Source organism: Phycisphaerae bacterium, from assembly GCA_035275405.1.
In the GTDB taxonomy this organism is placed as follows: domain Bacteria; phylum Planctomycetota; class Phycisphaerae; order UBA1845; family UTPLA1; genus DATEMU01.
Map to the genome: position 1 here is coordinate 308,583 of DATEMU010000003.1, position 14,250 is coordinate 322,832.

Genomic DNA, 14,250 nt, shown 5'->3' on the forward strand with positions numbered 1-14,250 from the left:
GTGGAAGTGGCGACGTTCGCCTATTCGAAATCTGCCCCGCAGGCGACCGACATCCGCAGTTCTCCCACGAGGGCCTGCGCGTCGGGATGGCTGCGCAGTCGGTGCAGTTCCGGATCGTGACGCCCCGCGCCGCCAAACGCCATTGCGGGGCCTTCTGCCCGGCGACGGCCTTGTCTGTCGAAGTTTTTGACGGCAAAACTCGTCCAGCCGTCAAAGTAGGTTTCGAAGCATGAAGCGACGAGCCCCACCGGGCCGGCCCAGGGGTCGCATCGAACGATGGCTCCGTGGACCGCGCCGGGCTGAAGGACAATCCAATCGCGTTCCGATTCGCCGCCGGCAATGGGCAAGAACCCCTCGGGCATGGTCGGTCCCGCGGATAACTCGGTCAGCGAGCGCATCTCGTTGATGGACCACAGATGGGCATAAGGCCAGGGCACCGCGAGTTCCAGTCGCAGACCGTTGGTCGTGGTAAAGAAATGCGACAGGTCGCGCGGAAGCGGTCCGGCCAATTCCCCCAGCGAAGCAAGTTCGGACGCTGTCGCGGGCGGGCGGCCGACGAGGCGTGAGCCGAAGTGTGCGAGCAGGCGGTTGATGTTCCGATCGATATGCGTTTCGCGAATCATGATACAGCCCCTTGCGGTTGCGTTGGCGATCGGCGGGAGTCGGCGACAACCTTCGCCGAATCGACGGCAATACGAATAGCCGTGAGATTTTCGTCGCGATATGGACCGTGCAGGGACGCCTCGGCTGACGCCAGAAGCCGCTCGGGCGCGATCCAGCCGGTCGCAATCAATCCTTGCGTCAGCGCCGCCAAAGCCGCCGTGTTCCGTCCCGCCTGGCGTTCGATGTCGTGAAGCGAGAAGGTCGTTTTTGTTGCGGAAGTCTCGGGCAGGCGAATCTGGGCATCGGTCATCAGCCGGCTTCCATCGTGAACACAATCCTGGATTTTTGCGCGGTCGGCCCCTTCCTGACTCAAGAGCACAACGAGATCGGGGCGATCGACGCCGGTGTACTCGATCGGCTGCGTATCGATGATGAGATTGGAGATGGAATGTCCCTTCCGAACGGTAATCGGAAAATCGTCCTGCTGTGCGGCAAAGAGGCCGCTGGCGACGGCAATCTCTCCAATTGTGCCCGCCGCCGAGCGGATGCGCTGGCCGGCCGACCCGGCGATGCAGATTTCCCTGCGGCCGGGCCACGGTAACGAGATGGTCGAGTTTATCGGCGTCTTTTTCGGCGGGCGTTTTTCGCGGGTCAGCGCCGCGTTAAGAGTCGCCGGGTTGTTCTGAAATACGCCGAACGGCATTTGGAGCCGATCCGAAAGCTCCGATAGCTTTTTCGGATTGAGCTTGTTGAACGGTACGAAGTACGCGACACACAATTCCCAGAGGTCCACGATGGCGAAGCCCGGCGTTCGAATGGCCGCCTCCAGGTAGTCGGTCGCACGGTCTTCCAACGCGCTGCACCGGGCCACGAACGCGGCGCCGCTGACTGCGGCGGTGCGGCAGAGGTCGAAGGGCGTCTCGGCGCGGTCCGCCGGCGTGGTCAACGTCCAGGCGTCTTCCGGCGTGGTGGGCGACTGCTGACCGCCGGTCATGCCGAAGTTGAAGTTGTTGGCCACGACAACGGTAATGTCCGCATTCCGTCGGGCGGCATGGACCAGATGCGCCGTACCGATCCCGCAGCCGCCATCGCCAATAAGGACGATCACCGTGAGTTCGGGACGGGCCCGCTTGATCCCCTCGGCGTAGGTGATGCTGCGGCCGTGCAGACCGTGAAAAGTATGGCAATCGAAATACCGATCGGCGGTGCCAATGCAGCCGATGTCCGTCACCACACAAACGTCGCTGGGTGCGCGATTGTTTCGTTGCAGGGCGGCTGCCAGACGTTCCAGAATCGGGCTGTGGGAACATCCCGGGCAGTAGCACATTTGCGCACGATCGGCTAGGAGCATCGACATGGCACGCTCCATTCCGCGGCAACGCTTGCTTTCGGTACACCGGTGACGGCGTCCAATATCGTCTGGGGTGAAATGAGGCCGCCGTCGAAGCGGAGGATAGATTGCACCTGGACGTGGGGGAGCACTCGCCGAATTTCATTCACATAAAGGCCCACATTCAGTTCCGGAACGATGACGCGTTGGATGCGCGGCCCGGCCGCCGTCCGCAGGGCTGCCTCCGGTACGGGCCATAGGCTCAAGAGCGTCAGGTTCGCTACGCCGATGCCCCGCGCCCGGGCCTGCGCCACGGCGACACGGGCGGCCCCGTCCGCCAGGCCATATGAGACAATCAACGTGCGCGCGTCCGCGTCCTTGTCCCAGCGCACCAGTTCCAGTGCGCCGGCATTCCGCTCGATCTTCTCACGCAGATGAGACAGTGTCCGGGCAACGCGCGACCGATCGGTTGTGATAAGCCCGTCTTGATCATGGATCGAGCCGGTGAACCGCACTTGCCGGCTCGCGCCGATCGGCAAAAAAGCCGGTATGTCCGGGAGGTCCTTGAAGTCGTAGGAATGAAACGGCTGGTGATTCGTCGCCACCGTGCGATCGACGCGCTCCGGCAGGTTGACGGCCTCGAGATCGACCGTTTGTCGCGTCATGGAAATATCCTTGGAGGCGAGGACGATGACCGGAGTGCGGAGGCGCTCGGCGATGTTGAACGCGCGGTAGGTCAGTGCGTACGCCGTGGCCGCATCCGTCGCCGCAAGCACCGGCAACGGATAGCCCCCGCCCGACACGTATCGGGCGAACATGACGTCGCCCTCGCCGGTCGCGGTCGCTCCGCCGGTCGCCGGGCCCATGCGTTGGCAATCGACGATGACGAGCGGGACTTCTCCCATCTGCGCCAGGCCGATGTTCTCACTGTAAAGGCTCAGTCCGGGCCCGCTGGACGCCGTGAGCGCCTTCGCACCGGCCATGGCGGCCCCGATGCACTGCCCGATGGCGGCGATCTCGTCTTCCGTTTGGATGGCGACGCCGCGACCATCCTCGAATGCATGGACGAATTCCGTGAGGATCGAGCTGGCCGGGGTGATGGGATACCCGGCGAAATAGTTGCACCCGGCGCGTAGCGCACCGCGCACGATCGCCTGATTACCGGTGATGAACTCCCGCATGGTGCGGCTCCAGGGGTTCCGCGAGTCCTTCGCGTGAGAAAATGTAGAGGCCGCGCCAGCCCGCGTAGAGAACGGCCTCATGGGCGACGCCGGCGGGGATGTAATGCGTCTCACCGGCACGATAGGTCTGCGTCTCACCGGCGATGGTCAGGTCCATCGAGCCAGCCAGCACGACGCCCCATTGCGCCCCGTGGCGATGTTCGGGGACGAAGACGTCGCAATCCGCCGCCATGAACATCGTCCAGCCCGTCGGACTCTTCATCACTCGACCGGTCAGGCCCTCGTAGGCAAGTTCGGCCTCCGACCAGGTCTCCACAAAGGGCGGGAAACAAGTGTCGACAATCATGTTGCACCTCCGCGCGCCATCAGGCCGGCACCCAGGCGAGATCGAGAATGGTGTTGGTCGGCTCTTTGGTATTGAAGACGGCGCGGATGGGCAGTCCAATCCGCGGCTCGCCTTCCTTGAGATAGCTCATCAACTTGGTGCAGACGCCGTCCAGTTCGACGCTGATTAATGGGCACGGCGTGCTGGCGCGGAACAGTTCTCCGGGGTAGAGCACCGTCGTGAAGGAATAGATTCGCCCCTTCGTCGGCGCTTCGACCCATTCCATCGGATGCCAGCAGTCCGGGCACTCGCAGCGCGGCGGCAGCCATAGCCGCTTCTCCCTGCATTCCGCATTCCCGCATCGTGTTGCCAGCAGCTTGCTCTCGCGCAGGCCCTGGAAGAACTTCCCCCACCCGCCGTAGCTATGGATGTGGTGCCAGTTCTTCTGGTTCTTGATGACGAGAGGATCCCGGTTGAGAACCTCCGCGACCGTGCCATTCAACTTTACCGCCATGACCTAACTCCTCCCCCGGTTCAAGGTTGCTCCAGGACCGCGACGGTGACGTGGCTTCCCGTTCCCGCATGAGAGATCGCGCACCCGCGCCGCGGGTTCTTGACCTGCAAATCACGGAAGTCCGCCGGTTTCTTCTTGCCATAGCGCGCCCAGCGTTCCGGGTCGGCGTGGAACTTGGCCCATTGGCCCCTCAACTGCCAGAGCACTTCGACCATTTGGAAGATGCCCGTGGCCCCGACGGCGTGCATCGTGCCGATCAGACCGCCAGAGAGGTTGGTCGGCAGGCGGCCTTCGTAATACGCATCGCCGGATTCGATGAACTCGCGGCCGCGACCGTAGGGGCGGAGGCCGATGTCCTCGTAAGTCTGGATATCGCTGATGGTGAAGGCATCGTGCGTTTCGAGGAGGTCGAAGTCCTCGACGGGGTCCTTGATGCCCGCCATGTTGTAGGCCAGATAGGCGGCCGTCCGCGCTGCCAGGAACGAGCTGAAGCCGGGCCATTCCATACGCCGGCCCCCGAAGTACTCTTTGTAGGTTTCGTCCGTCTCGTTCGGTAATCGCAGAATCGGCATGTTGCGTCGGTCGGCGGTGCGAAGCGTATGCGTCCCGCCACAGATGGCCGACAAGCGGACGGGATGATCGGTCAGTTGATTGGCCGTTTCCTCGTCGGCCAGAATCAATACGGCCGCACCCACGCTCATCACGCAGCATTCCAAATAAGAGAGCGGGTCGGAGACGATTTCGTTTTTCAAGACGTCCTCGACCGTGTACTTGCCGGGGTTCTGGGAGTAAGGGGAAAAGCGGGCGTAGTCGTGGTTCTTGCAGGCGATCTTGGCCAGCGTTTCGCGAGGGACGCGATTCTCGTATTGGTAGCGCTGCGCCATCAAGGCGTAATAACTGGCGTACATCCAGCCGAGTTCGCTCTCGAAGTCCTTGCATGCGGCGCTGGCGATGTAAGAGTTGCCGACTTTGGTGGAAACTTCGTCCATCCGCTCCCAGCCGACGACCGGCACGCAGGTCGCATAGCCGGAGGCGATGGCCTGCGCGGCCGCGAGCACGGCCGAACCGCCGGTCGCGCCACCGGTCTTCACCTCGATGTTGCCCAAGGGGTCGAACCCGAGATAGTCGTGGACCTTTGCGGCGGCAAGGAGCTGATCGCCGAAGTGGTCGGCGAACTGCGAATAGACGCACCAGTTGACCATCCGACGGAATTGCTCCGGCGTGGCCTTCAACTCGTTTTCCTCCACCGCCATCCGCAGCGCTTCCATGCACAACTGGCTGGTGTTCTTTTCAGGATAGCGCTTTCGATAATCCGTCAATCCGCCCGCCACCACGAAGACAGGCTTTTCGAACCGCGGGATACGCAGGTTCCCAGCGCCGAATTTGATCATGTCACCGCTCCTGTCCGATCCCCCGCCTATCGAGTCACCCCGTAAACACAATTACATCTGACAGACCGTCCCGTCAGGTGGCGATCCGCGCCTTGATCGGCTCGCAGAGCCGTTCCCAGTCCTCGCGGCGGAGCTTCACCGATTCCGTGTGCGTCCCCGCCTGCATCACAAGGAAGTCGTCCAGGCACAGGCGCTCGTCCATGACCGTGCGCAGGTTGAACAGCCGGCCAACCGGCGGCTCCGCGCCGATCTCGCAATCGGGGAAGATGTCCTTCATCTCGCGCTCAGTCGCCAGCTCCACACCTTTTTCGTGCAGCGCGCCGGCGGCCCGTCGCAGGTCCAGCCGATCGCACGCCGCGAGCACGCACATCGCATAGCCGTGATCGCACTTCACCAGGACCGGTTTGGCGACGTTGTAGCCCGACACGTGCTCGGCCGCGGCGAGCTCTTGCGAGGTGAAGGCCGAGTGATGGGTCTTCTTTTCGTAAGGGATTTTTCTGTCTTGAAGTACGGTTTCGAGTTTCATGGCTGGGCCTCCGGAAAAGGGCCAAGGGAACAACAAGGACTCCGGGCGCAGTCTATGCATCGATTCGTCGCTTGGGCTTGTGGCAATTCCCGTGCCAGAGCCGTCGAAATCCGAACTAAGGCCTCAAGAGCGCGTTTATGCGACGCGCTGCAGCTTCCGTAAGAGGCTGTCAGGATTAGGATTAGGAGGAACTAGTTGGAAAGGCCGAGGACGTGGCGGACGTAGAGTTCGATGTCCTGTCCGTTGGCGGCACCGTCACAGTTCTTGTCCGCATTTACCATGTGGGCCGGATTCAGGTCGGTTCCGATCAGGACATTGACGAAGGATGTCAGATCGAGATCGCCCCATGAGGCCGCGGCCTCGAAGTCGTCCAGAATGGTCTTGGCCAGGTTCGAAAGTGCGACTGTGCTCAGATCGGCGTTGCTGAGAATGCAGACGGCAGTGTTCGCCTCGGGCCGGAGCACAAACGCCGTCGCGTAGCCCCCGCGGCTTCCACCATGTCCGACTTGCGTGACGGACTGGCCGGGAAGCGAATTGGTAAAGAAGCCGGTTCCATAATAGCGTTCATACGGACAGCCGGAGCCGCAGCCCAGGTCGCTCGTCGCCTCCCAGAGCTGCCGGATACCGGCGGGGGAAAGTAACCCTCCCGTGCCGTGATAACTGGCGAGCAGTGACTCAGCGAAATGCGCCAGGTCGATGGCCGACGCAATCACTCCGCCTGCCGGATCGCGCGGCTCGGCGGCCGCCTCGTCGAGTTGATAGTATTGCCACGAATAAGACGATTGCCCGTACACGTCGTTGCTGCTGTAGAAATTATCCTCGCACAGCGGGTCAGTCGGGCTCACCAGGTTGATATAAGGGCCGACGTGCATCACCGCGGCCTGCGAAATACCCGGGCCGGCCCCGATGGTGGAGTTCTTGGCGCGCTGCCCGTCGAGCGATGCGGTACACATTCCCGCGAGATCAAAGATCCGCGTCTGGAGGATATGCTGAAACGGCAGCCCCGTGCGATTGGCCAAATACGCGCCCGCGAGCGAGTAGTTGAACGCGGAGTAGTTGTAGCCGCCTCCGAGGTTGCCGTAGACGGCGCTGTTGTAATGCGGCGAGATGAGATCATCGGGCTCCAACCAGAACGCCGACAGGCCGTTGGGATAACAGAACAGGTGAATCGCGCCGTTGTCCACCTTGAACGCGCCCCGGTGAGTCATGAGCTGGCCGAGCGTCCGCTGCCCGCCGACGAATTCCTGAGTCGCGTCGTCGTCGTTGACGAAATCGGACAGCGACAACTGCCCGGCCTCTTCGAGGACCTTGGCGGCGACCGCCGTCATCGGCTTGGTAGTCGATCCGATGCGATAAAGTCGGTGGACCCCTTCAGGATCGTGCTCATACTGGCCCGCTCCCAGATAGGTGAAGGCGTCGGCGAAATGCAACTCACCGTTCGTCACCACGGCAAAGGCCATACGCGTGACAAGGATGCCGCCATTCGGGCCCACCAGCATCTGGGCGACGCGCTCCCGCGCTTGGCACTCGGGTTGAGGATCGTTGCTCGGGTTCAGATCCATGGCGGCGCAGTTGCACGCTTTGAACTCCGGCGCAAAGCTCACCGCCGGGCAGGAATCCTGTTCGTCGGGCAGGCCGTCCTGGTCGGAGTCGCCGGGGCCGCGCGATTCACTGGTGACGGCGGGCGGCAAAACGATGGCGGGAAGTGCGTTTTCGTCTTGGATGCTCGGCGAATCTGACTGCCCAAGCGAGGAGGGAGTTGCTGAAAACACCGCAACAGCCGCCGTCGCAAAAACCGCCAAACGTGCGTTGCACAGCAAACCAGTGGATCCGCAACGCCGTGACGATTTTTCGAAAACCACGCTTCGCACGTTTCCCTTCCCCGATTTGAAATCTTTCCATCGGTCGCGCGCGGCCGGCATGTCGTGCCGCTATGGCTGGCGCCGGCCGAAAGCGATGACCTCGTTCATACTCCCGGAGCGAAAGCCGCGGAGGTCGAGGGTGACGTAGTGGTAACCGATCTCGCGGAAGGCGGCATCGATTTTCGCGCGGACTTCCGGTGCGGCGAGGCCGGTGATTTGATCGGCGGGAACTTCAATCCGGGCCAGTTTGTCATGGTGCCGCACCCGGCATTCGCGAAGGCCGAGCGACCGCAGAAACGCCTCGCCACTTTCGATCATGCGGAGTTTTTCGGGCGTAATCGCCTCGCCGTATTGCACGCGGCTGGAGAGGCAGGGCGCGGCGGGTTTGTCAGCGGTCGGCAGGCCTATCTGGGCCGAGAGCGTGCGAATCTCCGATTTCGTCAGACCGACGTCGGCGCACGGGGCGCGGACGGAATGCTCACTCGCGGCGGTGAGACCAGGGCGAAAGTCGCCGAGGTCATCGGCGTTGGTGCCGTTCACGATGACGAACGGACCGCGCGGGGCGAGGAGTTCGGCCATGCGGGTGTAGAGTTGCGTCTTGCAGTAATAGCACCGGTTGGTCGGATTGGCGAGGTAGTTGGCGTCCTCGAACTCGCGCGTTTCGATGACGACGTGCTCGGCGCCGATCTGTATGGCGAGCCGCCGGGCGTCGTCCATCTCTGTTACGGCGACACTGTCGCTGGCCCCTGTGACGGCCAGAACGTTTTCGCGGCCGAGGGTGTCGACGGCGACTTTCAGGACAAAAGTGGAATCGACGCCCCCGCTGAAGGCTACGGCGACGCGGCCCAGCGAGCGCAGGATCGCTCTAAGGCGTTCGAGTTTCTCCTGAACGGAGGCGGGGCTACTCAGCGCGGCGGTGGATTCCATGACGTAAATGATAGCATAGATTTCGATTGTGCATTTGCCGGAATATAGTGAACTGGCAAAGAGGGCGGCCATCGGAAACAATCAATGTACTATGCCCGATTTTTCGACCCAACGAACCGTTTTCAGAAGGCTCCACGAAAGCGGCTGTTTCGTCATGCCGAACCCGTGGGACATCGGCACGACGCTCTACCTCCGCAAACTGGGATTCAAGGCCGTCGCCACGACCAGCGCCGGCTTCGCCTTTGCGCGCGGGCTGCCGGACTCCGCGACGGTCCTCTCCCGCGACCAGGTTCTTGGCCACATCGCCGAAATCGTTTCCGCGGCGGCCGAGCTTTCCGTCAACGCCGATTTTCAATCCGGTTACGCGGCCGACGCCGAGGGCGTCGCCGACAGCGTGCGTTGCTGCATTGAGACGGGCGTTGCCGGTCTCTCTATTGAAGATGCCACCGGCGATCCGGAGCGTCCGCTGTTCGACCTCGCCGAGGCCGTGGATCGGTTGAGAGCGGCCCGCGCCGCCATTGACGCGTCCGGCACCGACATGCTCTTGACCGCGCGAGCGGAGTGTTACCTGGTCGGTCATCCTGGCCCCCTGCGCGAATCGATCCGCCGCCTGCAAGCGTATGCCGATGCTGGCGCCGACGTTCTCTTTGCCCCGGGCTCGCGCGAACGGGAGGACATTCGTGCGGTTGTCGCAGCGGCGGGTCCCAAACCGGTCAATGTCCTGATGAGCGCGAACACGGACCTGCACGTCGATGATCTTGTGGAGATGGGCGTTCGCCGGATCAGGGTGGGATCCGCCCTCGCCCGCGCAGCGTGGGCCGGCTACGCCCGTCATCGCGCCAAATCCGACCGATCAAATCTCCATATTTATGTAAACTTTTGATTGCATTTCAGTTAGGCAGGTTGCGGTTCTGTTATGTCGAAAACCGTTCAACGCAGGCAGATCGCGCACGCTCCATTCGCATAAAGATCTTGCTCGAAAGGCGGCCTGCGGCTAACATACTACCCTATACCGGACAGCCAATCCGTAGGTGCCGCAGTTGGAGGGCGGACACGAGTCGACTCAGACCTATAATTCAACAAAGAATTGCAAATAAAAAGTAGTCGCTAAGGATGGCGCGTAATTTGGAGCCTTCTTTATGACTATGAAAGCAAAAGCCAGTAGGCTGGCCTCGGCTTTCTGGGGCGAACTCTCTCCCTCTGAGCACATGGTGCAGATCTATGACGCAGATGCTACATTTCTGGATTCACTGGAAGGTTTTGTCTGCGGTGGGCTATGCGGCGGCGAAGGTGTAATCGTTATCGCAACAGCTGCGCATCGTACCGCGTTGGCGGATCGGCTGGAATTGCGCTGCATCGACGTCAACGCGGCCGCCGACCGCGACCAGTATCTCACGTTGGACGCCGACGAAGCGCTGGCCAAGTTCATGCTCGACGAGTGGCCCGACGAGCTGCGTTTCCAGGAGATGATGGGCGATTTGCTTGGGCGCGCCGGGCGCGGCGGGCGGCGAGTGCGGGCATTCGGCGAAATGGTGGCCCGTCTGTGGGCCAACGGTCAGTGCGGCGCGACGGTGCGACTGGAGCACCTTTGGCAAGACTTGTGCCAGAGGCGCGGTTTCAGCCTGTTTTGCGCCTACCCGAGGGTTGGGTTCACGCAGTCTGCGGACGCCGGAATGCGCGAAGTGCTGGCGGCCCACTCTCGCTACATTGCCTAGCGAACGACAGCAACAATGCCAGGCGACCAAGCTAATCCTACGGATAATCGCTATTCGGCGGTTGAAGCGCGCGCCAGACTTGCCGCCATCGTCGACTCCTCCGACGATGCCATTATCAGCAAGAATCTCGATGGCGTCATCACCAGTTGGAACGGCAGCGCCGAGCGGCTCTTCGGGTACTGTGCCGCGGAAGCCATCGGCCAATCGATCACCCTGATCATTCCTCCGGAACGACTCAATGAAGAAGCGGAATTCATTGAACTGCTCAGGCGCGGCGAGCGCATTGCGCACTTCGAGACGGAACGTATGAGAAAGGACGGCTCACGGGTGGATATTTCGCTGAGCATCTCGCCAATAAAGGATGAGGATGGCCGAGTAGTCGGAGCGGCAAAGGTCGCCCGCGACATCACCGGGCGCAAGCTTGCGGAGCAGCGTCTACGTATCAGTGAAGCACGGCTCCGCGCACTGCTCGCGCTGGTCACCGATGTGCCGTGGACCCGGGATGAGATTGGCGCATTCATCGAGCCGAATTTGAAGTGGGAGGCATACACGGGCCAAAGATGGGATGAGTATCGCGGCTTCGGCTGGGTCCAAGCGCTGCACCCGGATGACCGAGATCTCTTACTGAAAGTGTGGCAGCGCGCTTGCGCGGAGCGCAACATCTACGAAGCCAGCGGACGCCTCTGGCACGCGCCCACAGAGCAATATCGTTACTTTATCGAGCGTGCCACCCCAGTGCTCAATGCCGATGGATCGATTATGGAGTGGGTTGGCGCAAACATTGATACCGAGGACCAGACGCGGGCAGAACTGAAAATCTATTCGCTTCTGACGCAACTGAAGCTTGCTGACCGCCGCAAGGATGAGTTTTTGGCAACCTTGTCCCACGAGCTGCGTGGGCCGCTGGCTCCGTTGCGGCACTCGCTCGAAATCCTGAAGCGCAAGGAAGGCGATTTCGACCTGCTCCGCCAGTCCATCGCTGCGATGGACCGGCAGTTAAAGCAACTGATGCGGCTGGTCGACGACCTGCTCGATGTGAGCCGAATCACGCGCGGTAAGGTGGAGCTGCGCAAGGAGCGCGTATTGTTGGCATCATCGATCCAGTGCGCTATCGAGGCATGCCAGCCGTTGATCGAAGACCTCAAGCACGAGTTGGCTATCTCGTTGCCGCCCGAGCCTATATGGGTCGAGGCCGATGCGGCAAGGCTGATACAGATCGTCGGAAACCTGCTCACCAACGCCTGTAAGTACACAAAGACGCATGGCCGCATCTCGGTTGCGGCCGAGAGGCAGGGCAGCGACGTGCTGGTAAAAGTGTGCGACAACGGCATCGGCATCCCGCCCGACAAGCTCGACTGTGTGTTCGATATGTTCGCACAGATCGAGACGGCGCGGGAATGGTCGCAGGGTGGACTGGGCATCGGCCTGATGCTGGTGAAACGATTGATCGAAATGCACGGAGGATCGGTCGAGGCTCGGAGCGATGGCCCAGGGAAGGGGGCCGAATTCCGCGTCCGCCTTCCAGTCCTGATCGGAGCGACTGCACCCAAGCCATCCTCGCCATCGGCGGCGCGAGCGCCTTCTCGCGGGCACCGCGTTCTCGTAGTCGACGATAATCGCGACTGTGTCGCCTCCTTGGCCACGCTCCTTAAGCTTGAGGGCAACGAAGCGCGTGTCGCGCATGACGGCGAAGAGGCTCTGGCGGAGTCGGAGTCATTCCGCCCTGATGTTGTCCTTCTCGACATTGGCCTGCCGAGGCTCAATGGACACGAAGTCTGTCGTCGCATCCGCCAGCAGTCATGGGGCAAAAAAATTACGCTCGTAGCGCTAACTGGCTGGGGCCAGCCAGAGGATCGCGAAAGGTCTGCCGAGGCGGGGTTCGACCATCACCTTGTGAAGCCGGTGGACGTTGACGCCCTGCTGACGCTCATTTCGGAGCCGAGGCAAGGGAGAGGCAATCCCCAAAATCAGGCTCAGCACTAGGACCCCGTCTTGCCTTAGCCGTACCATCGCTCGGCGCACCGATCGCACTGTGCCAGGAGGCGATAAGCAGAAGCAAGCTGACGACCTCCGGCAAGCGGCTAAAAAATTGAGCAACTAAGAGCCGGCTGTTGACCGCAATGACGGACCGCTTGTCGTGTTCTCAGGAAGGTGGCCCAATGGACTTGCTCTTGGACGATTTTCCCAAGGTCCACGACCGCAGACGGAGCGAGCCCCGTTAACGGCATGGTTTTGATTGCCCTTTCGAAGTACAGGACACCTTTGACTAACGAGTCATCGTCCTCGGCGACTGGGATAGCCATGTCAAATCATCTTTACCGTTCTACCGACTCCGTTTGAACGAGAAATTAACGAAATCGATAATTGATGAGGAGCAGCGAAAAAGGAAGTCCCGACAAGATGCGTGAAAAACGAATGGAATAACCCCTATAAGCCTTGGTAGCGTGGGCCGGGTTTCAATCGCGCGGTTGGACCCCTGAACGAAGAGGGGAGCTTCGCCGAATTTGACGGCCTCGCCTCATTCGCGGAGCTTAATTCGCTGTTTCGGTGAGCAGGCAGCGCTAGGCCGTGGCCGCGATGCGGGCGGTCTCCACCACCGTCGCGGCGCGCCGCGTCGTGAGGGCCGTTTCGCGAGCACGCACCTTTGCGGCGGCGGAGGTCGCGCCCTCCACAGTGAAGAAGGAGCCGAGTTCGCGCAGGCGCTTGTAACGCCGCTTCAGCAGCGTTTCCGTGCGAACGCGCTTCAGGTCGCGAAGCGTATCGGTGATGTATTTTTCCAGCGTCGCCGCGGCGGCCGCAGGATCCCGATGGGCCCCGCCGAGCGGCTCCTTGAGGACTTCATCGACGAGCTTGAGCTTCTTAAGATCCTTGGCCGTGAACTTCAGGGCCTTGGCGGCCGTGCGGGCATGCTCCGCGGACTTCCAGAGGATCGCCGCGCAGCCTTCGGGAGAGATCACGGAATAATACGCGTGCTCGAACATCGCGATGGTGTCGCCGACGCCGATGCCCAGGGCCCCGCCGGAGCCGCCTTCGCCGATGACGACGCAGACAATGGGCGTCTTGAGCCGCGACATTTCGAGGAGGTTGACGGCGATCGCCTGGGCGATGCCGCGCTCTTCCGCGCCGATGCCGGGGTAGGCGCCGGCGGTGTCGATCAAACAAACGACGGGCAGGCCGTACTTCTCGGCGAGTTTCATCTTGAGCAGGGCCTTGCGATAGCCCTCAGGGTGGGCCATGCCGAAGCAGTTCTCGAGGCGCTCCTTGGTGTCCTTGCCCTTGTTGTGGCCGACGAACATGCACTTGAAGTTGCCGATGCGGCCGAAGCCCGTGATGATCGCCTTGTCGTCGCGGAAGTTTCGGTCGCCGTGCAGCTCGCAGAAGTCGCGGACCATCATGCCGAGGTAATCCGGCACAAGCGGCCGCTTGGGGTGGCGGGCGACCTGGACCGTCTCCCAGGCGTCAAGCTTGGAATAGATCTTTCGTCGGGCCGCGAGGAGTTCGGAGCGGATGTTGCGGATTTCGCCGCTCATATCCCGGCCGGTGGCGGCCTGGGCGGTCTCCATCTCCTCCATCTGTTTTTCCATCCGTACAAGGGGCATCTCAAAGGGCAGGTATGCCCCGCCGTTGAGGCCTGCAGACGCACTCGTCGTCGTACTCATTTAGAATCCTCAAAGAGCCCAGCCACCAACGCGAGAAAGGTCTAGCCTTACCGCAATTGAGCCATAAGGTTGTGGCCAGCAGCCGTCTTTCCGGACCGAGCTACTCAAGGGCACTCCTTGCCACCACTGCGCCGGTTTCCGCGCTGAACCCGGCATGAGCCCGTCCAGATTGTCGATTCACCCACGTAACAGCCGGACATCCTTTGTACCGGCGGGA

Annotated in this window: 13 protein-coding genes; 3 read left to right on the forward strand and 10 right to left on the reverse strand. The window is 61.7% G+C overall.

Annotated elements, in window-relative coordinates:
- Nucleotides 1–20: 20 nt before the first annotated feature.
- The 9 genes from VJZ71_03190 to larE form a co-directional block, all read right to left on the reverse strand.
- Nucleotides 21–623, reverse strand: a complete 603-nt coding sequence (locus VJZ71_03190; protein HKQ47059.1) for an SMI1/KNR4 family protein — start codon at nt 621–623, stop codon at nt 21–23.
- On the reverse strand, nt 620–1,960 hold the full coding sequence (locus tag VJZ71_03195; GenBank protein ID HKQ47060.1) for a thiamine pyrophosphate-dependent enzyme: 1,341 nt from the start codon (nt 1,958–1,960) through the stop codon (nt 620–622). Before VJZ71_03195 ends, VJZ71_03190 begins: the two co-directional genes overlap by 4 nt.
- Entirely contained in the window at nt 1,945–3,114 is a 1,170-nt protein-coding gene (locus VJZ71_03200; GenBank protein HKQ47061.1) for a pyruvate flavodoxin/ferredoxin oxidoreductase, read from the reverse strand. The genes VJZ71_03195 and VJZ71_03200 overlap by 16 nt, the downstream gene beginning before the upstream one ends.
- Nucleotides 3,092–3,460 carry a cupin domain-containing protein gene (locus VJZ71_03205; protein ID HKQ47062.1) on the reverse strand — a complete coding sequence of 123 codons (369 nt, stop codon included), beginning with the start codon at nt 3,458–3,460 and terminating at the stop codon, nt 3,092–3,094. Before VJZ71_03205 ends, VJZ71_03200 begins: the two co-directional genes overlap by 23 nt.
- A 19-nt stretch (nt 3,461–3,479) precedes the next feature.
- Nucleotides 3,480–3,953 carry an OB-fold domain-containing protein gene (locus VJZ71_03210; GenBank protein HKQ47063.1) on the reverse strand — a complete coding sequence of 158 codons (474 nt, stop codon included), beginning with the start codon at nt 3,951–3,953 and terminating at the stop codon, nt 3,480–3,482.
- Nucleotides 3,954–3,973: 20 nt separating this feature from the next.
- Entirely contained in the window at nt 3,974–5,344 is a 1,371-nt protein-coding gene (locus tag VJZ71_03215) for a thiolase domain-containing protein (GenBank protein HKQ47064.1), read from the reverse strand.
- Between the two features lie 73 nt (nt 5,345–5,417).
- Nucleotides 5,418–5,870: a YbaK/EbsC family protein gene (locus tag VJZ71_03220; protein ID HKQ47065.1), complete on the reverse strand. Its 453-nt coding sequence runs from the start codon at nt 5,868–5,870 to the stop codon at nt 5,418–5,420.
- Between the two features lie 191 nt (nt 5,871–6,061).
- Nucleotides 6,062–7,642, reverse strand: coding sequence for a serine hydrolase domain-containing protein (locus VJZ71_03225; GenBank protein ID HKQ47066.1), 1,581 nt, complete (start codon nt 7,640–7,642; stop codon nt 6,062–6,064).
- A 159-nt stretch (nt 7,643–7,801) separates the two neighbouring features.
- Complete coding sequence (larE, locus tag VJZ71_03230; protein ID HKQ47067.1) at nt 7,802–8,659, reverse strand: ATP-dependent sacrificial sulfur transferase LarE; 858 nt, start codon at nt 8,657–8,659, stop codon at nt 7,802–7,804.
- Nucleotides 8,660–8,750: 91 nt separating this feature from the next.
- Between larE and VJZ71_03235 the strand changes: the two genes are divergently transcribed.
- The 3 genes from VJZ71_03235 to VJZ71_03245 all read left to right on the forward strand — a co-directional run bounded on the left by VJZ71_03235 (nt 8,751) and on the right by VJZ71_03245 (nt 12,357).
- A complete protein-coding gene (locus VJZ71_03235) occupies nt 8,751–9,542 on the forward strand; it encodes an isocitrate lyase/phosphoenolpyruvate mutase family protein (protein ID HKQ47068.1) in 792 nt (263 codons plus the stop codon).
- Nucleotides 9,543–9,798: 256 nt separating this feature from the next.
- Nucleotides 9,799–10,374 carry an MEDS domain-containing protein gene (locus VJZ71_03240; protein ID HKQ47069.1) on the forward strand — a complete coding sequence of 192 codons (576 nt, stop codon included), beginning with the start codon at nt 9,799–9,801 and terminating at the stop codon, nt 10,372–10,374.
- Between the two features lie 15 nt (nt 10,375–10,389).
- A complete protein-coding gene (locus tag VJZ71_03245) occupies nt 10,390–12,357 on the forward strand; it encodes a PAS domain S-box protein (GenBank protein ID HKQ47070.1) in 1,968 nt (655 codons plus the stop codon).
- A 578-nt stretch (nt 12,358–12,935) separates the two neighbouring features.
- On the opposite strand, the gene VJZ71_03250 is transcribed toward VJZ71_03245, so the two are convergent.
- Complete coding sequence (locus VJZ71_03250) at nt 12,936–14,033, reverse strand: acetyl-CoA carboxylase carboxyltransferase subunit alpha (GenBank protein HKQ47071.1); 1,098 nt, start codon at nt 14,031–14,033, stop codon at nt 12,936–12,938.
- Nucleotides 14,034–14,250: the final 217 nt, after the last annotated feature.

Coding starts and splice junctions, on each gene's coding strand:
- VJZ71_03190 (HKQ47059.1), bottom strand. CDS start 623: ATGATTCGCGAAACGCATATCGATCGGAACATCAACCGCCTGCTCGCA.
- VJZ71_03195 (HKQ47060.1), bottom strand. CDS start 1,960: ATGTCGATGCTCCTAGCCGATCGTGCGCAAATGTGCTACTGCCCGGGA.
- VJZ71_03200 (HKQ47061.1), bottom strand. CDS start 3,114: ATGCGGGAGTTCATCACCGGTAATCAGGCGATCGTGCGCGGTGCGCTA.
- VJZ71_03205 (HKQ47062.1), bottom strand. CDS start 3,460: ATGATTGTCGACACTTGTTTCCCGCCCTTTGTGGAGACCTGGTCGGAG.
- VJZ71_03210 (HKQ47063.1), bottom strand. CDS start 3,953: ATGGCGGTAAAGTTGAATGGCACGGTCGCGGAGGTTCTCAACCGGGAT.
- VJZ71_03215 (HKQ47064.1), bottom strand. CDS start 5,344: ATGATCAAATTCGGCGCTGGGAACCTGCGTATCCCGCGGTTCGAAAAG.
- VJZ71_03220 (HKQ47065.1), bottom strand. CDS start 5,870: ATGAAACTCGAAACCGTACTTCAAGACAGAAAAATCCCTTACGAAAAG.
- larE (HKQ47067.1), bottom strand. CDS start 8,659: ATGGAATCCACCGCCGCGCTGAGTAGCCCCGCCTCCGTTCAGGAGAAA.
- VJZ71_03235 (HKQ47068.1), top strand. CDS start 8,751: ATGCCCGATTTTTCGACCCAACGAACCGTTTTCAGAAGGCTCCACGAA.
- VJZ71_03240 (HKQ47069.1), top strand. CDS start 9,799: ATGACTATGAAAGCAAAAGCCAGTAGGCTGGCCTCGGCTTTCTGGGGC.
- VJZ71_03245 (HKQ47070.1), top strand. CDS start 10,390: ATGCCAGGCGACCAAGCTAATCCTACGGATAATCGCTATTCGGCGGTT.
- VJZ71_03250 (HKQ47071.1), bottom strand. CDS start 14,033: ATGAGTACGACGACGAGTGCGTCTGCAGGCCTCAACGGCGGGGCATAC.